This window comes from Streptomyces sp. NRRL F-5650 (genome assembly GCF_000721365.1).
Lineage (GTDB): Bacteria > Actinomycetota > Actinomycetes > Streptomycetales > Streptomycetaceae > Streptomyces > Streptomyces ardesiacus.
In genome coordinates, this window is sequence record NZ_JOGV01000040.1 from 35,779 (window position 1) to 60,537 (window position 24,759).

Annotated in this window: 31 protein-coding genes and 1 pseudogene; 5 read left to right on the plus strand and 27 right to left on the minus strand. The window is 71.7% G+C overall.

Annotated features, from left to right (window positions below; genetic code table 11):
* Positions 1 to 82: 82 nt before the first annotated feature.
* A complete protein-coding gene (locus IG88_RS0128875) occupies positions 83 to 790 on the plus strand; it encodes a TetR/AcrR family transcriptional regulator (protein ID WP_031047445.1) in 708 nt (235 codons plus the stop codon).
* Positions 791 to 863: 73 nt separating this feature from the next.
* Positions 864 to 1,898, plus strand: coding sequence for a LacI family DNA-binding transcriptional regulator (locus tag IG88_RS0128880; protein ID WP_078861642.1), 1,035 nt, complete (start codon positions 864 to 866; stop codon positions 1,896 to 1,898).
* A gap of 18 nt (positions 1,899 to 1,916) precedes the next feature.
* Here the strand turns inward: IG88_RS0128880 and trxA are convergent, their stop codons facing one another.
* Positions 1,917 to 2,312 (minus strand): thioredoxin, encoded by a 396-nt coding sequence (gene trxA / locus IG88_RS0128885; protein ID WP_030399456.1) that lies wholly within the window; start codon positions 2,310 to 2,312, stop codon positions 1,917 to 1,919.
* 120 nt (positions 2,313 to 2,432) lie between these two features.
* Between trxA and IG88_RS0128890 the strand changes: the two genes are divergently transcribed.
* Positions 2,433 to 3,866 carry a dihydrolipoyl dehydrogenase family protein gene (locus IG88_RS0128890; protein ID WP_031047451.1) on the plus strand — a complete coding sequence of 478 codons (1,434 nt, stop codon included), beginning with the start codon at positions 2,433 to 2,435 and terminating at the stop codon, positions 3,864 to 3,866.
* Positions 3,867 to 3,914: 48 nt separating this feature from the next.
* On the opposite strand, the gene IG88_RS0128895 is transcribed toward IG88_RS0128890, so the two are convergent.
* Positions 3,915 to 4,559 carry a peptide deformylase gene (locus IG88_RS0128895; RefSeq protein WP_031047454.1) on the minus strand — a complete coding sequence of 215 codons (645 nt, stop codon included), beginning with the start codon at positions 4,557 to 4,559 and terminating at the stop codon, positions 3,915 to 3,917.
* Between the two features lie 112 nt (positions 4,560 to 4,671).
* The gene (locus IG88_RS0128900) at positions 4,672 to 5,019 is read right to left on the minus strand and encodes a tetratricopeptide repeat protein (RefSeq protein WP_031047457.1); all 348 of its coding nucleotides are present in this window, start codon (positions 5,017 to 5,019) and stop codon (positions 4,672 to 4,674) included.
* Positions 5,020 to 5,168: 149 nt separating this feature from the next.
* On the opposite strand from IG88_RS0128900, the pseudogene IG88_RS41765 reads away from it, so the two are divergent.
* Both IG88_RS41765 and IG88_RS0128910 read left to right on the plus strand, forming a co-directional pair.
* Positions 5,169 to 5,354: pseudogene (locus IG88_RS41765) on the plus strand (pirin family protein); the annotation flags it as partial.
* Positions 5,355 to 5,703: 349 nt separating this feature from the next.
* Complete coding sequence (locus IG88_RS0128910) at positions 5,704 to 5,937, plus strand: helix-turn-helix domain-containing protein (protein WP_031047460.1); 234 nt, start codon at positions 5,704 to 5,706, stop codon at positions 5,935 to 5,937.
* A gap of 187 nt (positions 5,938 to 6,124) precedes the next feature.
* Here the strand turns inward: IG88_RS0128910 and IG88_RS0128915 are convergent, their stop codons facing one another.
* The 24 genes from IG88_RS0128915 to IG88_RS0129025 form a co-directional block, all read right to left on the minus strand.
* Positions 6,125 to 6,514 (minus strand): hypothetical protein, encoded by a 390-nt coding sequence (locus tag IG88_RS0128915; RefSeq protein ID WP_031047463.1) that lies wholly within the window; start codon positions 6,512 to 6,514, stop codon positions 6,125 to 6,127.
* 270 nt (positions 6,515 to 6,784) lie between these two features.
* On the minus strand, positions 6,785 to 6,946 hold the full coding sequence (locus tag IG88_RS43875) for a hypothetical protein (protein ID WP_199807515.1): 162 nt from the start codon (positions 6,944 to 6,946) through the stop codon (positions 6,785 to 6,787).
* On the minus strand, positions 6,943 to 7,296 hold the full coding sequence (locus IG88_RS0128920; RefSeq protein ID WP_234332343.1) for a hypothetical protein: 354 nt from the start codon (positions 7,294 to 7,296) through the stop codon (positions 6,943 to 6,945). The genes IG88_RS43875 and IG88_RS0128920 overlap by 4 nt, the downstream gene beginning before the upstream one ends.
* Entirely contained in the window at positions 7,296 to 7,457 is a 162-nt protein-coding gene (locus IG88_RS43505) for a hypothetical protein (RefSeq protein WP_234332345.1), read from the minus strand. Before IG88_RS43505 ends, IG88_RS0128920 begins: the two co-directional genes overlap by 1 nt.
* 162 nt (positions 7,458 to 7,619) lie before the next feature.
* The gene (locus IG88_RS0128930) at positions 7,620 to 8,852 is read right to left on the minus strand and encodes a helix-turn-helix domain-containing protein (protein ID WP_031047469.1); all 1,233 of its coding nucleotides are present in this window, start codon (positions 8,850 to 8,852) and stop codon (positions 7,620 to 7,622) included.
* Between the two features lie 119 nt (positions 8,853 to 8,971).
* Entirely contained in the window at positions 8,972 to 9,661 is a 690-nt protein-coding gene (locus tag IG88_RS43510) for a hypothetical protein (protein WP_031047471.1), read from the minus strand.
* Positions 9,658 to 9,990 (minus strand): hypothetical protein, encoded by a 333-nt coding sequence (locus tag IG88_RS0128940; protein ID WP_031047473.1) that lies wholly within the window; start codon positions 9,988 to 9,990, stop codon positions 9,658 to 9,660. The genes IG88_RS43510 and IG88_RS0128940 overlap by 4 nt, the downstream gene beginning before the upstream one ends.
* 51 nt (positions 9,991 to 10,041) lie before the next feature.
* Positions 10,042 to 10,371, minus strand: coding sequence for a hypothetical protein (locus tag IG88_RS39195; protein WP_051852108.1), 330 nt, complete (start codon positions 10,369 to 10,371; stop codon positions 10,042 to 10,044).
* Positions 10,372 to 10,432: 61 nt separating this feature from the next.
* Complete coding sequence (locus IG88_RS0128950) at positions 10,433 to 11,380, minus strand: LysM peptidoglycan-binding domain-containing protein (RefSeq protein ID WP_031047477.1); 948 nt, start codon at positions 11,378 to 11,380, stop codon at positions 10,433 to 10,435.
* The gene (locus IG88_RS0128955) at positions 11,377 to 11,652 is read right to left on the minus strand and encodes a hypothetical protein (protein ID WP_051852109.1); all 276 of its coding nucleotides are present in this window, start codon (positions 11,650 to 11,652) and stop codon (positions 11,377 to 11,379) included. The genes IG88_RS0128950 and IG88_RS0128955 overlap by 4 nt, the downstream gene beginning before the upstream one ends.
* Positions 11,653 to 11,732: 80 nt before the next feature.
* Positions 11,733 to 13,553 (minus strand): right-handed parallel beta-helix repeat-containing protein, encoded by a 1,821-nt coding sequence (locus tag IG88_RS0128960; RefSeq protein ID WP_158854101.1) that lies wholly within the window; start codon positions 13,551 to 13,553, stop codon positions 11,733 to 11,735.
* Between the two features lie 7 nt (positions 13,554 to 13,560).
* Positions 13,561 to 14,460: a hypothetical protein gene (locus IG88_RS0128965; RefSeq protein ID WP_234332347.1), complete on the minus strand. Its 900-nt coding sequence runs from the start codon at positions 14,458 to 14,460 to the stop codon at positions 13,561 to 13,563.
* A 45-nt stretch (positions 14,461 to 14,505) separates the two neighbouring features.
* Positions 14,506 to 15,660, minus strand: a complete 1,155-nt coding sequence (locus tag IG88_RS0128970) for a siphovirus ReqiPepy6 Gp37-like family protein (protein ID WP_031047483.1) — start codon at positions 15,658 to 15,660, stop codon at positions 14,506 to 14,508.
* Between the two features lie 10 nt (positions 15,661 to 15,670).
* Entirely contained in the window at positions 15,671 to 16,657 is a 987-nt protein-coding gene (locus IG88_RS0128975) for a serine/arginine repetitive matrix protein 2 (protein WP_031047484.1), read from the minus strand.
* Positions 16,658 to 20,263: a phage tail tape measure protein gene (locus IG88_RS0128980; protein ID WP_031047487.1), complete on the minus strand. Its 3,606-nt coding sequence runs from the start codon at positions 20,261 to 20,263 to the stop codon at positions 16,658 to 16,660.
* Positions 20,264 to 20,269: 6 nt separating this feature from the next.
* On the minus strand, positions 20,270 to 20,695 hold the full coding sequence (locus IG88_RS0128985; protein WP_031047490.1) for a hypothetical protein: 426 nt from the start codon (positions 20,693 to 20,695) through the stop codon (positions 20,270 to 20,272).
* Positions 20,696 to 20,733: 38 nt separating this feature from the next.
* Complete coding sequence (locus IG88_RS0128990; RefSeq protein ID WP_031047493.1) at positions 20,734 to 21,066, minus strand: hypothetical protein; 333 nt, start codon at positions 21,064 to 21,066, stop codon at positions 20,734 to 20,736.
* Positions 21,067 to 21,168: 102 nt separating this feature from the next.
* Positions 21,169 to 21,825, minus strand: coding sequence for a hypothetical protein (locus IG88_RS0128995; protein ID WP_031047496.1), 657 nt, complete (start codon positions 21,823 to 21,825; stop codon positions 21,169 to 21,171).
* A gap of 68 nt (positions 21,826 to 21,893) precedes the next feature.
* Positions 21,894 to 22,304 carry a hypothetical protein gene (locus IG88_RS0129000; RefSeq protein WP_031047499.1) on the minus strand — a complete coding sequence of 137 codons (411 nt, stop codon included), beginning with the start codon at positions 22,302 to 22,304 and terminating at the stop codon, positions 21,894 to 21,896.
* Positions 22,301 to 22,570, minus strand: coding sequence for a hypothetical protein (locus tag IG88_RS0129005; RefSeq protein WP_234332349.1), 270 nt, complete (start codon positions 22,568 to 22,570; stop codon positions 22,301 to 22,303). Before IG88_RS0129005 ends, IG88_RS0129000 begins: the two co-directional genes overlap by 4 nt.
* A 6-nt stretch (positions 22,571 to 22,576) precedes the next feature.
* Positions 22,577 to 22,930, minus strand: coding sequence for a head-tail adaptor protein (locus IG88_RS0129010; RefSeq protein WP_031047505.1), 354 nt, complete (start codon positions 22,928 to 22,930; stop codon positions 22,577 to 22,579).
* Positions 22,927 to 23,352 carry a hypothetical protein gene (locus IG88_RS0129015; RefSeq protein ID WP_234332350.1) on the minus strand — a complete coding sequence of 142 codons (426 nt, stop codon included), beginning with the start codon at positions 23,350 to 23,352 and terminating at the stop codon, positions 22,927 to 22,929. Before IG88_RS0129015 ends, IG88_RS0129010 begins: the two co-directional genes overlap by 4 nt.
* A 4-nt stretch (positions 23,353 to 23,356) precedes the next feature.
* A complete protein-coding gene (locus IG88_RS43515) occupies positions 23,357 to 23,704 on the minus strand; it encodes a hypothetical protein (protein ID WP_031047509.1) in 348 nt (115 codons plus the stop codon).
* Positions 23,704 to 24,759 (minus strand): major capsid protein, encoded by a 1,056-nt coding sequence (locus IG88_RS0129025; protein WP_031047512.1) that lies wholly within the window; start codon positions 24,757 to 24,759, stop codon positions 23,704 to 23,706. The genes IG88_RS43515 and IG88_RS0129025 overlap by 1 nt, the downstream gene beginning before the upstream one ends.

Sequence of the window (24,759 nt, forward strand, 5' to 3'; positions counted from 1 at the left end):
ATCCGGACCGGGGTCCGTTTAATTTCTAACATCCCAAACGGACCGCGGTCCAGTTTTCTTCCCGATGCTTTACGCTGGCTTCATGTCCGCCGCCCTGCCGCCCTTCCCCCGACCCCAGGAGAACGCCGGTCCACCCGATCTGCTGCACTTGGGCACCGGGACCGACGAGGACGAGCCCTGCCTGCGCGCCGACGCCGCGCGCAACCGCGCCCGCCTCCTGGAGGCCGCCGAGCGCCTGGTCGCCGAGCACGGTGCGGCCGCCCTCACGATGGAGGCGGTGGCCACCGCGGCCTGCGTGGGCAAGGGCACGGTCTTCCGCCGTTTCGGCGACCGCACCGGGCTGCTCGCGGCACTCCTCGACCACTCCGAGCGCAAGTTCCAGGCCGCGCTGCTGAGCGGGCCGCCCCCGCTCGGTCCGGGCGCACCCCCCGTCGAGCGGCTGCGGGCCTTCGGCTGCGCACTGCTCAGCCGCACCGTCGACACGCTCGACCTGCTCCTGGCCGGTGAACCCAGCGCCGAGCGCCGCCACACCTTCCCCCCGCGCCGCTTCCTGCACCAGCACGTGGCCCTGCTGCTGCGCGAGGCCGTGCCGGACGGCGACAGCGAACTCCTGGCGCACACCCTGATGGCCTACCTCGACGCCGCCCTGATCCACCACCTCACCGAGCAGTGCGGGCTGCCCGCCGACCGCGTACGGGCGGGCTGGCTCGACCTGGTCGCACGGGTCACCCGCACCGAACCCCCGGCCCCCGGGACCGAACCCCGGGGCGGCGCACCGGAAACGGCCTGAACTCCGCCCACGGCAAACGGCGTTGGCCCCGCCCGTCGCCCCGCGTCCGGCTTCTGCCAGGATGCCGTACGTCATGGTGCAGATACCGAATCAGCCCGCCCCCGAGCCTTCCGCACCGCGCTCCGCCCCCACGAGCGCCGATGTGGCCCGCCTGGCCGGCGTCTCGCGCGCGACCGTCTCCTACGTCCTCAACAACGCCGACGCCGTACGGATCAGCGAACCCACCCGCCGCCGCGTCCGCGAGGCCGCCCGGGAACTCGGCTACGTCCCGCACGCCGCGGCCCGCTCCCTGCGCGCCGGACACAGCCGCATGGTCCTGATGCCCACGCCGTCCTTCCCCGCCGGCCCGCTCTACAGCCGCTTCGTCAGCGAACTCCAGGGCGCCCTGGGCCGCCTGGACTACACCGTCGTGCAGTACGGCACCGTCGGCGCGCACGGCGAGGAGGCCGCCCGCGCCTGGGCCGAACTGCGCCCGGTCGCCGTCCTCGCCCCCGGCTCCGACCTCGGTCCGCGGGGAGTGGAGATCCTCAAACGCTCCGGCGCCCGCGCGGTCCTCACCCTCGGCCCCGAGGCCGTCGACGGAGCCCACGCGCTGCTCACCGACCAGGAGGACGTCGGCCGAGGCGCCACCCGGCACCTGTACGACCGTGGACGCCGCAGGATCGGCGTCGTCGTGCCCGCGGAACCCGGTCTCGCCGTCTTCTCGGCACCGCGCCTCGCGGGCGCCCGCCAGGCGGTGGCCGGCACCGGCGCCACCGTCACCGCACTGCCCCTCGCCCGCGACGAAGGGGACGCCGCCCGCCTCGCGGCACGCTGGCGCCCCCTCGGACTCGACGCGGTGTTCGCCTACAACGACGAGTACGCGATGCTGCTGATGCGGGCCCTCCAGGACGAGGGCCTAGCCGTCCCCGCCGACGCGGCCGTCATCGGCGCCGACGACCTGATGCTGGGCAGGCTGCTGCGGCCCCGGCTCAGCACCGTCCATCTGGAACTGCCGGCCGGGCGCGACCTGGCCGCACTCGTCGACCGTGTGGTGCACGACCCCGGCGCCCCGCCCGAGCGCCACAAGGTGCTGGGTGCGACGGTGGTGCACCGGGAGTCGAGCTGACCGGCGGCCGGGCTTCCCCTACTGGCCGCCCTCGCCGTTCTGCCCGGCCTGGGCCTGCTGCTCGGCGACCGCCTTGCGGACCTCGTCCATGTCCAGCTTGCGGGCCTGGCCGATCACGTCGGTCAGGGCCGCCTCCGGCAGCGCGCCCGGCTGGGCGAACACGGCCACCTGGTCCCGCACGATCATCAGTGTCGGGATCGAACTGATGCCGAAGGCCTGCGCCAGCTCGGGCTGCGCCTCGGTGTCCACCTTGCCGAACACCAGGTCCGGGTTGGCCTCCGCGGCCTTCTCGTACACCGGCGCGAACTGACGGCACGGACCGCACCACGACGCCCAGAAGTCGATCAGCACGAACTCGTTGTCCGTGACCGTCTGGTCGAAGTTCTCCTTGGTGAGTTCCACGGTGCTGGTCATGAGGTATTCCCTCTTCCTGGTTTCGGGGGAGCAGCCGTCCGCACAACACTGCCGACGGGGTGGGTATTCCGCGCGCGTACCCATGTGGCCGCGCCGCACACCACCCACCAGACTGGCCCCATGACGCAATCGGATTCCCTCACGTACGACGTCGTCGTGATCGGCGCGGGCCCCGTCGGGGAGAACGTCGCCGACCGCACCCGCGCGGCCGGCCTGTCCACGGCGATCGTGGAGAGCGAACTGGTCGGCGGCGAGTGCTCCTACTGGGCCTGCATGCCCAGCAAGGCCCTGCTGCGCCCGGTGATCGCCCGCGCGGACGCCCGCCGCCTGCCCGGCCTCGCCGGAGCCGTCCAGGGACCCCTCGACGCCGCGGCCGTCCTCTCCCGCCGCGACGAGTTCACCTCGCACTGGAAGGACGACGGCCAGGTCCAGTGGGTCGAGGGCATCGGCGCCGACCTGTACCGCGGTCAGGGACGCCTCGCCGGAGCGCGCACCGTCGAGGTGACCGGCGCCGACGGCACCCGTCGCACCCTGACCGCCCGGCACGCCGTCGCCGTCTGCACCGGCAGCGCCGCCGCCCTGCCCCCGCTGCCCGGACTCGCCGAGGCGCGGCCCTGGACCAGCCGCGAGGCCACCAGCGCCGAGAGCGCACCGGGCCGCCTCCTCGTCGTCGGCGGCGGAGTCGTCGCCGTCGAGATGGCAACCGCCTGGCAGGCCCTCGGCTCCCGGGTGACGATGCTGGTGCGCGGCGACGGCGGCCTGCTCGCCCGCATGGAGCCCTTCGCCGGGGAACTGGTCGCCGAGGCGCTCACCGAGGCCGGCGTGGACATCCGCACCGGCGTCTCCGTCGAGTCCGTCACCCGCGAGAACGGCACCGTAGTCGCCGTCACCGACGCCGGGGACCGCCTGGAGGCCGACGAGATCCTCTTCGCCACCGGCCGCGAGCCCCGCACCGCCGACATCGGCCTGGAGACCGTCGGCCTGGAGCCCGGCTCCTGGCTGGAGGTCGACGACAGCCTCCGCGTGACGGGCCACGACTGGCTCTACGCCGTCGGCGACGTCAACCACCGGGCCCTCCTCACCCATCAGGGCAAGTACCAGGCACGGATCGCGGGCGCCGCCATCGCCGCCCGCGCCTCCGGCGTGCCGATCCTGGAGTCCGACCCGTGGGGCGCGCACGCCGCCACCGCCGACCACGACGCCGTGCCGCAGGTGGTGTTCACCGACCCCGAGGCCGCCTCCGTCGGCCCCACCCTGGCCGAGGCGGAACGGGCGGGGCACCGGGTCCGCGCCGTCGACGTCCCCATCGCGGTGGCGGGCTCCAGCCTGTACGGCGACGGCTACAAGGGCCGCGCCCGCATGGTGGTCGACCTGGAGGACGAGATCGTGCGCGGCGTCACCTTCGTCGGTCCCGGCGTCGGCGAGCTGATCCACTCCGCGACCGTCGCCGTCGCCGGCCGCGTCCCGGTCAGCCGCCTGTGGCACGCGGTCCCGTCGTACCCGACGATCAGCGAGGTGTGGCTGAGGCTCCTGGAGGCGTACCGGGACAACTGACGGGGCGCGTCCCGCGCGTGGGCCCGGCGCCCGGCGGGACCGCCCGGCTCACGGCAGCTCGAACCCCAGCGCCGACGCCGCCCGCTCCGGCGTCGGCTGGGACCACAGGTCCGCCATCGCCGCGTTCGAGGCCAGCGAGCGAAGTTCGGCCCGGTCGAGATACAGGGTGCCGTCGAGATGGTCCGTCTCGTGCTGCACGATCCGGGCCGGCCAGCCCGCGAACACCTCGTCCACCGCCCGCCCGTGCCCGTCCAGCGCCCGCAGCCGCACCTCGGCGTGGCGGGCCACCACCGCCTGCCAGCCCGGCACGCTCAGACAGCCCTCGAAGAACGCGGCCCGACCGGCGCCGACCGGCTCGTACGACGGATTGACCAGCACCCGGAACGGCTGCGGCACCCGCCCCCGCGTCACCCGCACCTCGTCCGGCACCGGTGCCGGGTCCTCGATCACCGCGATCCGCAGCCCCACCCCGACCTGCGGCGCGGCCAGGCCCACCCCCGGCGCGGCGTGCATGGTCAGCCGCAGCGCCTCGACGAACCGCGCCAGGAGCGCGGGCGCCAACTGCCCGTCGTACGGCTCGGCCGCGCGCCGCAGCACCGGATCCCCGGCCGCGACGATCGGCAACGGGCCGCCGGCGGCGAGCAGTTCCTCCACCCGTTCGGCAAGCGGGGCACGATCACTCGGAGTTCCCATCGCGCCAGCATGCCACGGACCGGCGGGCCCACCGCCCGGCAGAGGCGGGGGCCCACCGGTCCGTGGCCCGTGGTGCCCGGCCGGCGCCCGCAGCCCGCCGGTCCGTGGGTGCTCAGAGGCCGGCGAAGTCGCCCGCGAGGGCGGAGGCGATCCGCAACTGGGCGTCCGCCTCCTCCTGCCGCCCCTGCCGTTCGAGGGTGCGGCCCAGCATCAGGCGTGCGTAGTGCTCGACCGGGTCGCGCTCGACGACGATCCGCAGTTCGGCCTCCGCCCGCCGCAGTTGGGCCGAGTGGTAGTAGGAACGGGCCAGCAGCAGCCGCGGGCCGGTCTGCTCGGGCACCTCGGCGACCAGCCCGTCCAGGACACGCGCCGCGGCGGCGTAGTCCTTGGCGTCGAAGAACAGCCGCGCGCGCTCCCAGCGCTCCGCCGGCGTTCCGTGGTCGTAGTACGTCGTGTCCACCAGAGGACCTCCTTCGGTCCCTGCAACCACGCCATACGGTTGAACATTCCACTACCGATTCCACTACCGGCGGCCGGCCGTAGCCCGCCACGGTGACGCCCCGTGGACCGCCCTGCGCGGCGGGCCCGCCGGGGGCTACGTTGGGCGCCATGAGCAACCTTGACCGGGATGCGGTTCCCAGCCTGTGCGGTGGCCGGGGCTTCGTGGTGACCGAGCCCGTGCGCGAACTCCTCAGCCCCCGCAACGTCAGGCTCGGCGAGTCCACCGAGGTCCGCCGCCTGCTGCCCAACCTGGGCCGACGCATGGTGGGGGCCTGGTGCTTCGTCGATGATTACGCCAAAGCACACACCCGCGTGTGAGGCTGCGACCTGCGGTGATCTGCGGGTGGCCCTAGACGTGCAGTGGCCCCGGTCCGTCTTTGCGGAGACGAGAGACCGGGGCCGCTGCTGTCACCTCACCCTGTGTGGGGCACGGGCTCGGTGACGGCGGTACCGCACCCGTGCGAGGGGAGCGGATTCATCATCCCCCTGAACGATGGTCAATAAGTGCGGGGGGCATATTCGTCACGAGGCTGATACGAACTGTTCGATTAGGTCACGCACTGTAAAGCCTGGACGTACAAGATCACAAAAAGCCTGCTGAGGCCAGGCTGACACGGAAACCGCCCCCGCACACCGTTGCCGGGTGCCACAAGATCAGACCGACGACGGATTCGAACGCGAAGCGCAACGCATCGGCCGCCGAATCCGCGACGTCCGCGAGCGCCACAACCTCACGCAAGAGGCCGTGTACCTCGCCGTACCCATGAACCGGTCCCACTTCCAGGACATCGAGTCGGGCCGGGCGAACCCCACGCTGCGGACCGTGTGGCGCATCGCCTGCGCGATCGGCGTGCCCGTGCGGGACCTGGTGGAGTGACGGGCGGCTGCCCCGGTAGAGCTTCGGCACGGGCAGCCGCCCCCTTCCGGATGGAAGGCCGACACCAAAGGCGTCCCCCTGGCTGGCTGCCAGGAGCTTAGAGTGAGCGGCCCGCCCCTGACGGGGGAGGCAGCGACGGGCCGCTCGGGGGTCACCGGCGCGATCGGCGACGGCACGCCGGTGACGTCTATAAGCCCAGCTCCTTGAGGAGTTGGTCGGCGCGCGCGGTCACGGCGACGTACGGCGGGTCGATGTACGCCCACTCGCACAGCCCCGGGTGGTGCGCGAAGATCGTGCACCCCGTGCCCATCGGGGTGCGTCTACCCAGGCAGCAGTCCAGGTCTGCAAGGCTCTGGTCCGGCGAGCCGTCGGTCCAGCACAGGAAGACGTCCGAGTTCTCGCGCGCGCCGGTGCGGAGGAACGCCGCGTGGAAGTCGTGGGCCACGTCCTCAATGAGGCACTGGAGGATAGTGTCCGACGTCCAGTCGATGCCGTCGCGGGGCGAGCCGATCGTCTCCGCGGCGGCCCGGGTGGCGGCGAGTACCTCGGTCGTGGCGGTGCATCGGTAGCCGCTCATCCGTTCTTCCCTCCGAACTTCCTGCGGTTCTTCCGACTCTTCGACCGGCCGCCGCGGGTCAGCGTTGCCCGCTCCGGTGGCTTCGTCGAGACGTGCGCGTACTCGCACCGTCCGCAGGTGTACGCGTACTTGGGGTATGACTCGCCAGTCGGCCGGGCGGAGAACTCGGCCGCCTTGGCGGCCAGCCACCGTGACGCGTCCTCGACCGACTCGAACGATCGCTTCCCCGTGGCAGGGCAGCGGGGCAGTGGGGTGGTCACGTTTCCCCCGTCAGCGGTAGAAGCCAGCCGGCGCCGTCTGCCGGGGGACGGCGGGGCGGCACGGGGTCGGGCAGACGTACACGGTCGGTGCGGCACCCGACGGCGAGTCGGGGGTGATGGGGCGGGGCTCGCCCTGGATCAGCTCACCGCAGCAGTCGCAGCGTCGCGTCATCGGCGCCCCTCCCGGACCAGCCGGTACAGGACTCGGCTCGTGGGACACCGCTCGGCAGCGTCCGTGCACTGCTCGCAGCACGGCGCGTGGTCGAAGAGCCCGCGGTGCGCACGCTCGCCGGCGTGACGGCGGCAGGCTCGCGGCCACCACCGCCCGCCTGGCCCGTTGTGCTCGCCGAGGTCAACCGCCGAGTCCGCCGTGAGCGGCTCGGCGCCCCACACGCAGACGGCGCCGCGTACTTGATCGGCCGTCAACTCGTCGAATTCCGGCAGACCGAGGACGGCGAGCACGTCGGGCGGTACGACGTCGACTCTGGACTCGGTGTCGACGGGGTGCTGTGTCGTGCTCATCACGCGGCCTCCGTCGCCCTGGCCGACTGCGCGGGAACGAGCGCAACCCGCAGGTGCGCGTACAGCGCCTCGGCCTCGGCGCGGCTCATGACGAGCGGAACGTCGCCGCGGTGCTCGTCGAGGTCGTACAGGGCGACGGGCACGCGGATCTCACCGGTCATGGCGTCGCGGGTGGGCGACTCGTCGCGGCGCAGCGAAGCGTGTAAGCGGGCACGGCTGCACATGGTGACCCCCGGTCGGTAGTCGGTGGAGCGTCACCGTAGATCAGCTACCGACCGGTAATGGGGACAGAGTGTCCCCCTGTCCCACGCTGTCCCCCTTGCTCAGCTCGCCGTTGGCACGCCGATCGACTCGGCGAGCCTGCTCGCCTCGGGCCGCATGGCCCGCGGGGCGTGCCGCCACAGGTCGGCGGCGACCGACCGGGCCGACGGGGTGTACGCGACGGTCTCGGCGCCGATCTCGTAGGCCATCTGCATGACCTTCAGCGCGGCCGTGCGGTCGCCGCGTTGCAGGTGCCCGCGGGCGACCTCGACCCACAGTCGGGCGCGGCGCTCGACGGAGGGCATGGCGTCGGGGTCGATGTCGTCGGCGAGTCCGATCGCGCGGGCGCTCTTACGGAGGTCGCAGGCCACTGACACGGCGTGGAAGTCGACATTCGCCCGGCCGAAGACCGTGCTGGGGTGCACGTAGGTCGCGGGCAGGGACTTCGCGACGTGGTCGCCCCTGTCCCAGTACCGCCACGCCGTCCCGTCGCGCCCCTCACGAGCCTCGGTCACCGCGGCGTGGAGCTGCAGCGCGCCGTAGATTCCGTGCCAGTCGTCGGGGGCGTCGTCGTTGAGGTGCGGGCGAATCAGGTCGGCCGCTTCGAGGACGACGCGCAACGCCTCGTCGGGGTAGGCGGTCTCCCGCAAGATGTTGCCCAGGTTCCAGGCGGCGGCGGCGATCGCGGCGGGCTGGTCGGCGTCCTGCGCCGCGGTCAGCGCCCGGTCGGCGACCACCCACGCCAACTCCGCGGGGGCGACGTAGGCGGTGGCCTGCCCGGTGAGCCGGTACACGTCGGACAGGGCGACCAGAGCAGCGCGCCGCTCGGCGCCGTCGAGGGCACGTACGGATGCCTCGGCGTCGCGGATCAGGTCGGGCAGCAGCGCGCCGACCTCGGTGCGGTTGTGCTGCGAGGTGTGCCATAGCCGCCATGACTGGTCGACGCGGCCCTGCAGCACGGCCGGGTCGACGTGCCGGGCGGCGGGCGGGGTGATGGACATGGGGCGGTTCATGACGGCGGCCCACACCTCGGGTAGGACGGGGTGAGCGAGCCGGCCGGACGGTACGGGCTGCGTCGGGCCGCTGCCGCCGGTGATGGCGGAGAGGTCGGAGAGCTGCAGGGCGGCGCCGAGACGCATCAGCAGGTCGTGTGAGCGCAGGTCCCGTTCGCCGGATTCGATCTTCTTGAGCCAGTCGGCGCCGCGGCCGCACATCTGCGCGAGGGCGGCGCGGGTGAGACCTCTGGATTCGCGGAGCATTCGGATCCGCTCGCCGGTGCTGAGTTCGTCGTCCATGGCGCTCCGTTCGGGTGAGGCGGTGCCTATCGCCAGAGTACGGCGGGAGTCAACGGCCACCCTCGGGAACGACGAAAGCGCCCCTGCCCGGCCGTAAGGCCAGACAGGGGCGGTGTCGTTCACGCGATACGACGGCGCTCGGCGGGCAGCGCGAGCGGGCCCGCCGACGGGTCCGGCGTGTCCGGTGGTGGCGCGTTGTCGCGGCGGCAGACGAGCGCGTCGGGATCGTCCGGCGGGGGCTGCAGGCTGTACCCGCCCGGGCACGTCTGCCCGTCGCGGCCGTCCTTACCGTCCTTGCCGTCCTTCCCCGCAGGACCGGCCGGCCCCTGCGCCCCCTGCGGCCCCTGCGGACCGGCCGGCCCGGGCGGGCCGGTGACCGTCGCGCCCGGTTCGCCCGGCGCACCCTCGCCGCCGTCCTCGCCCGCCGGACCGGGCGGACCAGGTGACGGCGACGGGGCGTCCTCGCCCGGCTCGCCCTTTGGACCACGCGGCCCAGCCGGGCCCGGGATCGGCACCGGAACCTCCGCACGGTCCGGCAAGTCCTCGACCGCCCGCGCCGGATCCGGCGCCGCCGGCGTCTCCCCCTTCGCGGACACCTGCGCCCGCAGCACCCGCACATCGCCGGCCAGTGTGCTCACGGCGTCGCCGCGCCGGTTCGCCTCGGCGGCCAGAGCGTCCGCCCGGCGCGCTTCGGTGTCGATGCGGAGCCACACCAGGACGATCGCGCCGGCCAGCACGAGCAGCACCGCGGCGACCGCGAGGGGACGCCACTGCTGCGCGAGGATCGGCTGTGCATGACGACGCTTCACGTGGGCTGTCCCCCTAGCTCGACGATCCGCTCGCGTAGCTGCGCGTTTTCGGTGGTGAGTTCCGCGATCCGCGCCTGCAGAGCAGCCTTGTCCGCGCGCTCACTGGCGAGTTCGGCGTACGCCGCGGCGAGCAGCCGTTCGTTTTCGACGATCTGCTCGCGTGCCTTGTTGCGCTCTTCCTGCAGGTTGTCGACGAGCGACGAGTAGCCGCCGAGGACGGCGCCGCTGTGGTTCGCGCGGTTCTCGCCGCGCTTGCCGATCAGGGCGCCGATTGCGGCTGCGAGCCCGACGACGATGGTTCCGACGGCGCCGAGCGTCGCAGCGTCCACGGGCGACCTCCGATGGTGCAGTGCTGTGTAACCGCGGCTGGTCGGCCGACGTCACCCGAGAGTGGTCGGGCCGCTGCCCGCGTCGGGCAGGTAGCGGGCGCCCTCGACGGGGTCGAGCTGCTCGACCTTCGGGTACGCCGGCGGCCGGGCCCATCCGAGGAACAGTCCGGCGAGGTTCTGCAGCACGGTGCCGCGGGCGCGCTCGCCGAGCAGTTCGAGCAGCCTGAACACCAGGTAGTAGGCGAGCGCGAGAATGACCGTCACGGCGCCGGTGGCGGCGGTCGAGTCGAAGTCGATGCCAGCGTGCGCGGCGAGGGTGAGCAGCCATCCGGCGACGAGCGGGACGCCCGTGCGCATGGCGGAGATGAACAGACCGGGCATGGCCGGCCCCCTTCTCTGTGGTGGGTGAGCCCGGCCGCCGCGGTGGCGGCCGGGCGGTGGATCAGGCGACGACGGTGAACCCGTGCTTCGCGCCGAGCTTCCGCAGCGACGTCATACCGGGGTAGCCGTTCGCGTCCGTGCCGCTGTAGCCGAGCCGCCGCTGATACAGGGCGTACGCGCTCTTGGTGGCGGTGCCCGCGTGCCCGTCGGCGTACTGGCGGGCGAGCAGCCCCTCGGCGACGAGCGCGTCCTCGACGTACCGCGTGGGCGCGTACGAGACCGGAGTGCCGGACTTGGGAGCGTCGCGCTTGAACGCGGCGACGAGCTGCTTCAGGCTCACGGTCTTCTTCGCGGCCGCGGCCCCGGACGGCAGCTTGATCTTCTGCCCGACGCTGATGCGGTCCGGGTTGTTGATCCCATTCAGCGACACGAGCGCCTTCGTCGTCGTGCCGTGCTTCGAGGCGATCCCGGACAGGGTGTCGCCCTTCTTGACCGTGTAGGTGCCGCCCGTCGTCGACGAGCCGCCGCTGCTCGCCGCCTTGTACTTCGGGCGGCCGAACCCGGCGATGTCCGCGACGACCCTGACGCGCCGGGCGCAGACGTTCGCCGTGTTGCCCTCGATCGTGTACACGTACTTGTGGTCGGCGGAGACGCCGGTGACGATGCCGACGTGGTCGATCGCGGCGATGCTCGACGAGCCTGCCCAGTCGAAGAACACGATGTCGCCGCGCCGGATCCCCGAGCCCTTGATGCCGTTCGTCATGGCGTGCCACTCGCCGGCGTCCTTGAACCGCTGCGCGTGTGCGACGGTGTACGCGTAGTCGGTGCCGTGCAGCACCGCGTCGCGTTCCCCGGCCTGCGTGGCCCAGTACGTCACCGCGGCGTTGCACCAGGGGAAGTTGTAGTTGTAGGCGCTGCCGTTGCGCTGCCGGTACCAGGTCTGTATGTGGTTCGGCTCGCCGAGCCCGATGGACTTCTCGGCCTGCGCGATCATCCCTTCGAGGCTCATGCCTTCGCGCCCCCGTCCTCGGTGGTGTCGGCGGCGGCCGGGGCGTCGTCCTCGACGGCTGGCTCGTCGGCCGGTTCGCCCTCGCCGTCCTGGTCGTCGACGGCGGCGTCGCTGCCGGTGTGGTAGCCGGCCATGTCCGCCGGGCCGTACTGCTCGGCGAGCCGCTCCTGCTCGTTCTCGACCGTCGGCCCGTTGCCGGTGCGCACTAGGTGCGCCGCCTGCTCTTCCTGGTCGCCGAGCCTCTCGGGCACCGACCGTTCGGTGTCACCCATGGGTGAGCCCCTTCCGTGGGCATGAAAAGGCGCCCGTCACCGGTCGGTGCGAGCGCAGATGTGCTGTGCGGCGGGCTGGTCTAGCTGACGAGGTTCTGCCCGGGCGTTGCTGTGCCGCCGGCCCAGTCGGTTACGGCGGCCGCGCCAGCAGCGAGAGACAACGCGGTACCCGCAGGCCACGACGACCCGCTCAAGTCGTTGTTGATGACCATGCCGCCGGTCGCGCTGCCTGTGACGTCGATACCGAGCGCCATCACACCGCCGCGCAGGATCGTGTTCGCCGTGATGCGCGGGCGGGCGCTGCTCGATGTGGCCCGGATGCCGGATCCGGCGCATCCAGACACCCGGTTGCCGGTGACGGAGATGTCCGATCCGCCGCCGACGTAGACGCCGTGCCCGTTGCCGCCGACGACGGTGTTTCCCTGCGCGTGACCGCCGGTGCAGGATTCGAGGCCGATCGAGGAGCCACCGGCGTTTGCGCACTGGTTGCCGCTGATCATCGGGGCGGTGCAGTTGATCGCGTAGACGCTGCTGCTCGTGCAAGCGCTGATCTTGTTGGTGGCGATCTGCGGCTGGTCGGCCTGCGACACGTAGATGCCGGTGGAGCCGCTGCCGGTGACCCGGTTCCCGACGATGGATACGCCGCTCGGGCGGGCCGTCGCGAAGCCGATCACACGGATAGGGCTGCTGCCACCGGCGGGGCCGCACACATTGCCGTGGATGCTGATGTCCTGGCAGACGTTGGTGTACCCGGCGACGGCCGGGTCAGGGCCGGTGACGATGATCCCGGCGCTCCCGGTGCCCGTCACGACGTTGTCGGCGATGACGGCGCCCTTCCACGCGTAGGCGCGGATGCCCTCCTGCAGCGTGCCCTCGATCCGGTTGCCGATGATCTGCACGTTCTCGCACCACGTGTTCGCGTCGACGCTCGTGTGCGATCCGACGGCGCGCCCCGGCGGCCCGAGCCGGTCGGATGGGCCGAAGTAGCAGCCCTCGATGAGCACGTCGCGGCTCGGCGTGCCGTCGAAAGCGCCGTTGATGCCCGACCCGGAAATCGCGAAGTCGAGCTGGATCGCTTCACGGAACGAGGAACTGCCGTCGCCGGTGTTGTCCTTGAACCCCTCGAAGCGGCAGCCGATGACGCGGACGCCCTTCGACGCGGTCATGTCGATGGCGTGCGCCCCGGAGACGTTCCGCACGGTGACATCGCGGTACAGCACGTCCCGGTTGTGGCCCATCAGGAACGCGTCCACGATCGCCGTGACCGTGCCCGTGGTGCCGTCGGCCGCGTTGACGTCCCAGACACCGCCGTAGATCCTGATCCGGGAATGCCCGGTGTATCCGGTGAGCGTCCTCTCGTCCTCGCGGTACAGCTTGGCGAGCCCGCGGTTACCAATGGCCTTGACCGTCGCCCCGTAGGCGATCACGGTCGTCCCGGTCAGAATGTGCAGGTAGTCAGAGATCCCGTACGTCCGGCCGGGCGGCAGGTACACGATGCCACCGCCGGCCGCGTACGCCGCGTCGAGTGCCGCCTGAATCGCGGCGAGATCGTCGGTGACGCCGTCCCCGCGGGCGCCGTACGTGGTGACGTCCCGGACCATGTCGCCGCCCCCGCCCTGGCCCCCGCCGCTGGTGCTGTGCGCCTCGATCCACGCGCGGGTGACACCACCGGCATCCGCCCACATGCCGGCGACGTTGTCGGGGCCGGAGAAAAGCGGCAGGCCGCCGTACTGGTCGGACGTGACGCTGCTGGTCGGTGCCCCGCCGGCGTCGATCAGATCCGTGTACTGCGTGCCCTCGGTGGCCGCGTCCCAGAACGTGATCTCCGTGTTCGGGGCGACGCCCCACACGCCGTCCGCCGGCTGCACCACGTAGTCGGCCATGCCCCGGCCGTAGGTCATCCGCATGTCATACCGCCCAGGTCAGAGATTCGGCGGACACGCTCTCGCCTACCGCCATCGTCGGGTGTTCGGTGAGCCAGATTTGACCCGGGTATTTCGCGTCGTTCTTCGCGTAGATCGTCACGCGGCCGACTCGCAGACCCGTAATGGTCACCGTGAAGTGCTGGGAGCGGGTCGGAGGCTGGAACTCGCCGGGAAGCACGACCGGCAGTCGCGTCTCGGTCGCCGCAGGCAGGCTCTGGATCCGTCGCTCAAACGCGGCCATGCGCAGCGTGACGATGCCGTCCTTCCGGACGAGTACCGAGTCGGCGGCGTTGATGGACCACCCGGCAAGGGTCAGCTTCTGCAGGATGACTTCGCCGCTGTCCTGGTACACCGTGCGCCACGTCGCGCCGTCCCACATCACGACTCGGCCGGTGTCCGTCTCGAACGCCTCCTCGCCCGGCACCGGGTTCGGGTTACGCGACGTCGACGTGCACGGCCGTCGCCTGCTGCCGACGTACAGTTCGCCACGCGTCACGGTGACCGCCGTCGCCCCGTTCAGCACGGCGACGTCGGCGAGACGGATCTCGTACACGCCCGTCACGCCAGTGTCCTGAGTCAGTGCGGGAGCGCGGCCCCCCGGTGCGCCCTGCTTGACGACCGCGCGTACGGTCCAGGTGGCCCGGTCGAGTCGTAGCACCACACGGTCGTTACGTGTCTGCCCCGACACGTTCGAGGCGATGGGCAGGACCACCTCCTGTCCGCCGGACGACCAGCCATGCCCCCGCAGCGACGCGTACACCTCGGCGCGCACCGTCACGTTGAGACCGGGGCCGGCGGTGACGACCGGGTCGTCGGCCGGGGTCCCGTACACGCCGTCGTCGGAGAACCGGGCTGCCAGCCGTTCGTATTCGAGGTCGGTCACCTCCCGGTTGTTCGCCGGGTCCGGCCTGCTGCTCTGTGCCACTCTCTACCTCGCTTCGATCCTGCCGAGCCTGCGGCCCAGCTCACGCACCATCTGCACGACCTGCGGGTCCGACGTCGCCGACGGGGACCCGATGAGCGCGGTCACGTACTCGCCGCTGTTCGGCGTGGCCTGCAAGTGGATCGACCGCACCAGGTCGACCACCTCAACACCGGTCGGCAACGCCACCGTGACGCGGTCGCCAAGCCCGTAGTCGCGGCCCGCCCGCAGGTCCGGGGTGTCAACGGTGACCGTCGCCAACTCGACCGGCGCCGCCCCCTGTGCGAGCGCCTCGGTGCCGTCCTGCGTCAACTCGCCGGCCGCGTCGTTGTCCGCGCTCCCGTTCACGAGCTGCTCGACACGCCACCACGTGGCAGCGGCGGCCGGATCGGCGACCTCGACGTACGCCCGCGGCGTCGCCTGATCCGACCCGGTCACCAGCGCGTGCGTGACGGTCGGCGCGGACTGCTTGTAGGTGAGCGACCTCAAGTTCCCGAGCCCCTCGGAGAAACGCGCCGTCTTCGTGCGGTCGGCCGGCTGGTACACCTCGAACTCGATACCGCTGCTGGTCTGCCGGGTACGGAAGCCGATGCCGCCGCCGTCGATCGCCACCCGCCGGCAGGTGGCGAGCAGCCCCTCGAACCTGGTGTTGACGCTCGTCGTGGTGCCCACCCCGGCGGCGGGGGCGAGGGTGAAGTTCGGGATGCGCCGGTCGGCCCGCGCGGCCGGCCCGCAGTTCTCGGTGACCAACTGCCTGATGATCGTTTCGGCGTTGGAGTTGAGGATCTGCCGGGCCGTGGCAGGCTGCGCCGTCCACGCGGACGCAGGCGCCGGCCACGTCAGGTAGCCCGCCGGGCGGGCGAGATCGTCGGTGAAGTTCACGGTGACCCGGCCGGGCGGCGCCTCACCGTCGGTGCCGACGCCGTACGCGAGATCCTGCGGGATCTCCATCGGGCCCGCGCACCACACCTGCCGGTCGCGGATGACGACGAGCCGGCGCCCCGCCTGTAGCTGCGCCATCGTGTCCGGGTACGCAGGCAGCGTCACGGACCCGGACGCGGGCTCGTTGAAACGGGTCGTCACGTCGAGGTTCGACCACCCGGCGAGCGGGTCGCCCTGCGGCACGAGGTCCTCGTCGGTGACGAGTAGCTGTATGGCCACCGGCCCCCCTTCACGCGGTCTGGTAGCGGGGACTGAACTGCAGGTCGACGGCGCTGCCCGCGCCTGCCCCGGTCAGTGCGAACGTGACGTTGTTGACGCCGGGGTCGAGGCCCCACAGCACCGCGTCGGGCCAGTTGAGCGCCCCAAGCCAGTTGGCGCCGTCCTGGTAGCGCACCTGCACGGGCTCGGTCCGCACGGTGACCTGCTGCCCGGCGAGCAGCGGCCCGTGCCCGACCTCGGAGGGGTCGAGAGTGAAGCTGTCGCCGGTGTCCTGCCGCATGAACGTGACCAGGGACGCCGGGCCGGTAATCGTCCATGTCGGCCACACCGTCTCGTCACCCGGATTGGTGACCGTCGTCGCGCCGAGCACCTGACTCGACGACACCGACGGGTACGGGCGCAGGAAGTCCCGGCCGACGCCCTGCTCGCGGTGCACGCTGATCGTGTCGGCGTCAACCCAGAACGGATCCTCGGCCCACAGGGTGATGACTGCGGTGTCCGACAGGATGCCGGACCCCTGCGTGCCCCGCCCCTCGAACCCGGACCGGTAGTGCACGTTGATGCGGCGCCGGCTGCCGTCCGGGCGGGTAATCTCCAGCACGCCCGGCGGGCGCCGCCCGTCCGGGCCCGGGCGCAGCGTCCGCGTGAACGCCGTCGCGAGCGCCCGCCACCGCTCGATGAACTCCATGTGCGAGGTGTCGCTGTACACGTACAGCGGCCACACGATGGCACGCGGCTGCGGCTGCGCGTGCCGCAGCCGCTCACCCCCGCGTGGCTGCGCGTCCGACGTGTACTCGTACTCGACCGCGCCGAGCCCTGACACCCCCGCGGACAGGGTGAACCAGCCCGCGAGTTCGTCGGTGAGCGGCCACACCGTGCCCGACGGATCGGTGTACGTCGCGGTCGCGAGCCCGATCTCGGGCAGCGGCACCGGCGTGCCCCCGCCGGTCGGGGGACCGGTCGGCGGGGTGGTCACCGGTGCTGTGATGATCGGCATCTAGTGTGGCCTCCCCACCCGCGCTCGCGCGTCCTGCTGGCGCTGCAGCAGTTCGAGGTCGCGCACCGTCATGTCGAGCGTGCGCGGATAGAAGTTGTACGTGTCGCCGCCCGCCTCGCCGGACCGGCCGGCTGCCGCCGGTACGACCGCCCGCGCCGGGAGCCCTGCTGCGGGCGCCTGCACGGACATGTCTCGGGCCATGCTCTCGACGACAGCAGCGCCCACCTTCCGCATAGACGAGTCGTGGTCGAGGACGGTCTGCCCGCCGCCGAACTGCAGCAACTCGGGGCCGCGTTCGCCGACCCATGCGACCTCGCCGGGGCGGGGCTTGCCGCCGTCGGCGTAGCCCTTGCCGGTGAACCCGTAGTGATGCGTGAACAGCGAGTCCCTGTACGAGCGGGCGCGGGAGCCGATGACGACGCCGTCGCCGCCCCTGGACTCGACGTTCACGCCGTTGATCGTTCCGGCGGTGTGGCCCACACCGCTGTTGGTGATGCCGATCATGTACGGGCTGCGCTTGTTGAGCTGCCACCCGGGCGGCGCGATCCGGCCCGAGAAAGCGCCGGTCGCCCACCTGCGGTGCGGGCGCTCGCCCCTGATCACCGACTCGATCGCGGACACCAGGCCCGAGCAGTCCCACGAGGGGTTTCCGTTGCCGCCCCACTGGTACCGCTTGCCGTTCTGCGTGCGCGCCCACGACAGACCGGCCTTGTAGCCCTTACCGCCGATCCCCGCCTTCTCCAGCGCCTGATCGGCGCCGTCGGAGTAGCCGATGATGTCCTTGATCATGCGTTTCGGGATGCCGCTGATCATGTCGCGGTACACCGACTTCGAACCGGCGATCTTGTCGAGCAGCGGGCGAACCATCTTGTTCAGCCCGGCCTCCGCCGACGCCTTGACACCATCCTTCAACCAGTCGAGCCCCGACTTCGCAAAGTCAACCGTCTTCGACGCCGCCGACTTCACCCAGCCAAAGATGCCGCCCTTCGCGAACCCCTCGCCGCCCTGGAACGGGGCGAGGGACTGGCCGTGCAGGGCCGCCCGGTTGACCGCGAGCAGCCGCGCCCGCTCGTACGGGTCGCGCAGCGCCTCGGACACCGTGACGCCCTCCCCGCGCCGCAGCGGCACGAGCTGGTCGTCGCCGTCGCGCCACGACGACTGGCCGGCCAGGAGACCGCCGCGAGCGAATCCCTTGAACGCCGGTAGCTGTGGCGCTCCGAATGCCTTGGCCACGGTGTTCCAGACGGGGCGAATGCCCTTTCCGTAAACCGTGTCGATGATGAATTCGACGGGCGTCTTCGCGATCCCGGAGACCTTGTCCCACGCGATCTTGATGCCTTTGCGGGCGGTGTCGAACGCGTCCGCTACCTGGCCCGTCGCCGTCTTGAGGGCGTCGAACACGGGCTTGATGCCCTTGTCGTAGCCCGTCGACACGACCGTTTTGATTCCCGACATGGCAGGCGCGACGGCCTTGTCCCACAGCCACGTGAACCACCCGCCGGTGGTTTCCAGCCCGCCCTTCAGGTAGCCGAAGATCACGGACACGCCGGCCCACAGCAGCTTGCCCCCGGCGACGATCCACCCGAAAACCGGCTTGGCCGCTTTGTCGTACAGCCACTTGAACCAGCCGCCGACGGTCTGCAGCCCGCCCTTCAGGTAGCCGAAGATCAGGGAGATCCCGGCCCACAGCAGCTTGCCGCCGGCGACGATCCCGTCGAACGCAGGCTTGATCGCGTTGGTCCACAGCCACAGCCCGAGCGCGCCGATCCCCTCGAACGCCGGCTTCAACGCGGTCTGCCACAGCCACGTACCGATCGCCGCGACCGCCTTGAACGCGATCACGATCGGTGCGACGACGATCGTCACGAGCACGGTCGCGAGGATGCGCGCGCCCATCGAGATCGCCGAGAACACCGGCGACAGCACGGTCGACCACAGCCACGTTGCGGTTGCTCCGACCTGCTGCAGCGCGGCCCATATCCCGTTGAGCGCCGGTTGGAGGAATCCGTGCCACGCGGTCATCGCCGCGGACTGGATGCCCTGCCACGCCCCCTGGACGATCGCCCGGAAGGTTTCGCTCTTCTGGTAGGCGACGACCAGCGCGGCGCCGAGCGCGACGACACCGACGATGATCAACCCGATCGGGTTCGCCGACATGACCGCGTTGAGTACGGTCTGCGCGGCCGCCCACCCGCGGGTCACGGCCGACGCCGCGAGGATCACCCCGCGGTACGCCGCGAACGCGGCCGTCATGCCCCACGTGGCGATCGTGGACGCGCCCGCGACCAGGGCGATACCGCCGATCGCGATACCGAGCGGGATGAGCCACGCCCCGTAGTCCTTCACCCACTGCACGCCGCCCGCGAACGCGTCGGCGGTGCCCTTCGCCGCGGGCACGAGCACGTCGAGCAGCGCCCCGCCGACTTCCTTGACGACGGGCAGCACATAGGTGTTGAGGCCCTGGCCGAGCTTCACAGCGGCGGGCAGCACGTACTTCGTCGCGGCGTCCGAGAGTCCTTGCAGCACCTGCCGCTTGAACACCTCGAACGGCCGAGTCGCGTTGTTGTGCAGGGTCTTGCCCATGCGGTCGGCGGCGCCGCCGATCTTCCCGAGCCCGGCCGCCGCCGTCGACGGGTCCATCGCGTACAGTGCCCGCCCGAGGTCCTCTGCTTGGGTACCGAACAGGGCGACCGCGGCCTGCGACTGCACGACCGGGTCTTTAACCCCGCGCAGCTTGTCGAGGGTGAGGTCGAGGACCCCGTTCGCGGCCTTCCCGCCCTTCGCGAACTTGGCCGCCATGTCGTCGGCGTTGAGCCCGAGCATCGTGAACCCGTCGGCGGTCGTCGTCGACCCGTCGACCGCCCTGATGCTGAACTCCTTGATCGCGTCGGCGGCCTTGTCGCCGTCGCGGGCACCCGCCTGCAGCGCCTGATTGATCAGCCCGATCGACGTCGCACCGTCGAGCCCCGCCTGCCGGAACAGGGTGCTGTACTCGGTGATCGTGTCGAGCAGATCCTCGGCCTTGTCCGCGCCGGACTGGTAGCCGGCCGTGAGCAGGTCGAAGCCTTCCTTGCCGTCCTTGACCAGCCCCGTGCGGATGAGCTGCCCGACCGCTTTCGCGGACTCGCCGACGTCCGAGCCGAACGTCTCGGCGAGGTCGAGCGCCGCCTTGCTGAGCCCGACGAGTTCCTTCTTCGGGGCGTTGATCGACGACGCGCCGTTCTGCGCAAGAGACCGGAGCGCGTCATTGACCTGGTCGACGGACTCGCCGTAGCCCTTGGCGTACACCCCTCCGGCGATCTTGCCCGCGCGAGCGGACTCCTTCTCCGTGAGCCCGAGCTGCGCGCCGAGCCGCGCCCGGCTCTTGTCGTCCGCGGCGGCCTTCGAGAAACCGACCGCGAACGCGGCGCCCCCGGCGGCGGCGATGCCGGCGGCCCCGGCCTTGACGATGCCGCCGATGCCGCCGAGGAAGCCGCGGCCGGCGTCCCGCCCGGCGGTCGTGCCGGCGTTCGTGGACTCGCCGCGGATCTGCTGGCTGAGCAGCCGGCCGAACCCGCGCGCTTCGGGGACGACGGACACGTACCCGACGCCGACCTCGACCGGCATACTCGATCACTCCTTCGCGGGCAGTACCTGTGCGGTGATGCGCTCGTACGCCGCTTTCGCCTGCGCCCGGTCCTGCACCGCCTGCGCCTCGGTGTCCTCGGGCAGCGGGTCACCCGGCCGCCACGACGGCTCGGGCCAGGGCATCGCCGGTGCCTCGGGCTTGCGGTTGGCGTTGAGAAACGCGGTCAGCAGCAGGTCGATGAGATCCCGCGTGTCAGTGACCGCATAGTCGATGTGCTGCCACGCGTGGCCGCGGGCCGCGCGGGCGGTCGCCCCGTCCGGTGGCAGGCCCTCGACCATGACGCGCAGCCACCGCAGAGTGATCTCGCCCCGCCAGTAAGCGGCGACCGGGCCGCCGGGTCCGTACTCGGGGTAGTGGTGCGCGAGGTCCGCCTCGACCGCCTCGGGGTGCTCGCCGAGGACATCGAGCACGCTGTACGAGACGGGCTCGACGACGTCGTCGCCGTCGCCTACCCCCTCGTAGGGCGGTGCTTCTGCATGATGTCCGTGGCCTCGTTCCGGACCGCCACGTACAGCAGCGCGACGTCGCCCGGCCGGCCGCCCGCCGCGAGGAACAGCTCCCACTGGTCGCCGAGCAGTACGCGGGCCTTGCCCTCGTCGCCCTCGGCGGCGTCGATGTCCTTCTGCATGGCGTCGGACGTGAACACGGGGTGCGGGAACCAGAAGACGTCACCGGCGTCGCCGACCTCGAACTCGACGCGCTCGTCGGGCGTGCCGAGGGCGTCGGCGTACGAGCGGCGCACCGACTCCAGCCGGTACCGCTTCGCGTTGGGCTTGCTCATGATCATGCCTCTTTCTCGGGTGAGCAGTGGGTGAGCATGCAGAGGGCGGAGGACGGTCGGGGCTCACCCAGAACCGCCGTCCCCCGCCCGCTTGTGTGTGGGTCAGCCGCCGGCCGGGGCAAGCGCCCGCCAGCCGGGCCCGTCGACCCATTCCTTCTCCGCGGTCAGCAGCACCGGGTCGCGGTACGCCTGAACCGTCACCGGCCACTGCGTCTCCGTCGACCGCGCCCACTGCGAGTCGTCCTTGCTGGTGACGCGAGCCTTCGGGTAGTGCTTGACGATGTAGATCTCGCCGCCGTCGTCGCCGTAGTCGAGGCCGATGAACAGCAGCCGGTAGTACGGCAGTCGCGGGATAGACGGGCGGGTCATCTCCCACTGCGTTCCGAGCGCCGGCAGTGCCCCGTCGCCGGACAGGGGCAGCCCCTTGTACATGGACACCGTGGCGGCGTTCGTCTCCTGCGGGGCGTACCCGCCGGTGAGCACCTCGGATTCGACGTCCGAGCGGGTCGGCTCGACGGACTGCGACGACGTCACGTCGGCCATGGACAGGTCGGACGTGAACGTCAGACCGTCGTCGGTGGTGTAGCCGATCGGCACGTACCCGGCCGGCAGCGCGGCGAGCGCTCCCGTCGCGGTGTCGAACGGGGCGGTGACCGCGGCGACCGAGTAGTCGGCCGCGTAGATCGCCTGCACGAGCTGCTTGCGGATGAGGTTGTTCCTCAGCCCGTCTTCGAGTACGGGCGGCGTCGGTGTGGTCATGCGTCCCTCCATGGGAGAACCCCGGCCGCCGCCGGGGGTGCGTGGTCGGATGGCGGGTGAGCCAGGGATCAGGGGGCGAGCGTCGTGCCGCGCATCGACACCTCGACGGCGAACGCGGCCCGCGGCTGGTCCGACACCGGGTCGGGTAGCGTGTTCGGGCCGCCGACCTCGGCGACGTCGTACACGCGGACACCGCCCCGCAGTCCGGGCATGGCAAGCATGAGCGGCCGCACGACGCCCACCAGGTCGGCGACGTCGTCGTCGTCCTCGCCCCACACGTGGACGTCGAGGCGTGGCCGGTCGGTGACCAGGTCGAGGCGAGCGCCGCCGATCCGTTCAAGGCGCACGAACCGCGCCGGACGCGGGCTCGGCACCCGGGTGCGCACCGGCACGTCGAGGCCTTGAGCGTCGAGCGCCTGCTGCAGGTACGCGCGGGCGACGCTGACGGAGTCGGGGAACTCGATCGGCGGGCCGGTCACTCGACCGCCCTCGCCGCGTCGAGGGCGCGCAGCAGCGCCCGCCGGGACACCTCGGGATCGCTGGTCGAGTAGTCGCCGATGACGGCGCCACGGGCCCGGTGCTCGCCCGTCTCGACGTCGACCCGAAACTGCCCGCCAGCCTCGGACGCCCGCGCGGCCGCCTCGGCGACCGCCCTCGTCTTCCGCTCGATCATCGCCCGTGTCTGCGGTGTCCGCAGGAACGTCGCGATGTTCTGCCGGTTGGGGATGAACCGGTTACCGGCCACGGTCACTCACCCCTCAACGGTCTTCAGCCTGATCTCGTAGTGGTGCAGCTCGTTCGGCGTGTACGCCGGCCCGGGCGGCCCGCTGACCTCGAAGCGCAGCCCCTGCCAGTGCACGCGGTCGTTGCCGTACACCGTGAGCGGCAGCCCGTCGGCGTCGATCGGGTTGCAGAGCATCGTCCACTCGCCGATCTGCGCGGCCCGCTGGTCGTTGTCCTCGCTGCCGGTGTTCTGCTGCACCCACGCCCACACAGGCGTACGCGCCGACGTCGACCAGTCGGCGACCACGTTGCCGTTGCGGTCCGTGCGGGTGCCCGGGTGCTCGACCTCGACCAGGTGCGGCAGCACCGACTCGTCGATCACAGGACCCGCCACCCGACGTCGGCCGGGTCCGGCGACCAGCCCGGCAGGCCGTCGTCGCGCAGCCCGACCGTGTACGCGGCGTCCGCGCTCGGGTCGGCGGCGTCCTCAGGCTGCAGTTGCGCCTTCTCGTCGTCGGTGAGGTACAGCCCGCCGTCCTCGCCGAGCGACTCGGAGTACTGCCCGATGGTGCGCTGCCGGTATCCGCCGGGGTTGGCCATGACCCGGCGGACCACCGACACGGCGATCGCCGTGAGCGTCGCCGGGTCCGGCTGGTACCCGGCCGGGATGTGCCGGCGCATCAGCGCCGACGCGTCGTCGAGGTACACCTCGACCTGCCTGCGCCGCGGGCTGCCCTCGGGCAGGGAGACGGCGGCGCGCGCCTCGTAGTCCTCGACTGTCGCGAACGCCGCCACCGCCGCCACCGCCCTACTCCTTCGGCTGCTCGGGCTCGATCAGCCCGGCGTCCTCGGCGGCCGCGATGATGTCCTCGCGGCTCATGTCCGAGTCGACGCCGACGCCGTTCTGCTCGGCGAATGCGCGCCACGCGTCGACGCTAGAGCCGCGGCCCGACCGAGGCGGCGCCTCGACCGTGGCCGGCCGCTGCGTGCCCGGGTCGGTGAACCCGACCGTCTCGGGCCCGTCCTCGCCACGCACCTCGGCGTCGGTCTCCCACGCGTGGTCGCCGATCTTCTCGGCGACCGGGGCGGGCACCTTCGAGTCCGGCCCGTACGCGACACCGTCGACGTGCACGAACGTCTTCAGCCTGCGGCCCATCAGCGCACCACCGCCTTGAACGTCAGGTTCGGCGTGCGCAGCACCGGCATGCCGATCGCCGCCACGTGCGTCCACAGCCGGATCGGGTTCTTCGTCTTGTACGTCGCGGCGACGACACCGGCGCGGCCCTCGACCGCGGAGTACTCCGGTTCGAGCGATTCCTGCGTCGTGCCGAGCAGGAACCCGCCGAGGTCGGTCGGCTGCGCCGCGTCCGTCGCGCCCGGGGCAGGAACGAACACGAGCGCGTCGGCCGGCATGACGCGGGTAGCGACGCCGTCGACGGACACGCGGGCGTCGTTGAGTTCGATCGGCGGCAGGTCGAGCCCGTCGAGGACCGTGTTCAACTGGTCGACGCTCACCATCGGCGCCGAGCCGGCCGGGGCGAGCGGGTACACCTGCCGGACGACCTGGTCGCACTGCCGCATGTCCGCGAGGACGGTGCGCGGCATCAGCATCCGGTCGGGCGGCGTGCCGTTCGTGTCGATGTAGGTCTGCACCCACGCTTCGAGGTCGTCGAGCGGCCGCGCGTTCGCATGGTCGGTCCACAGCACCGCGGCCGTGACGGTGTGTTCCGGCTTGCGTCCGAAGTCGACCGGCGGCAGGTCGAGCCCGTTCTCCTTGATCGTGAACCGCGCGTTCGCGAGCGCCTCACCCTTGCCGACCTCGAACCTCGCGGCGATCTTCGCGGCGAGACGGTTCGCGTCACGCGCGATGAGGCGCCGCATCGGGTTGTTGTCGTCCATGTTGCGGACGCGCAGGCTGTCGTACTCGTTGAGGAAGATCGCCTCAGAGATCGGGGGCAGCTCACCCATCACGTCCGACACGCCCTCGCGGCGCCCGATCCGCGCCTCGGCGTCCCACGACCGGTACACCGCGGTCTCGGTCAGACCGCCCTCGCCGCCCTTGCTGTAGCGGTACGTGATGTCGTCGATCTCGACGTTCGGCAGCCACCTGCCGAGGGTGAACGCGTTCACCTGCTGCTCGGCGAGCGCCACCCGCGTGAGCGGTGTCAGCTCCTCGGGCGCGATGTACGTGTCGTCGAAAACCCAGCTCAT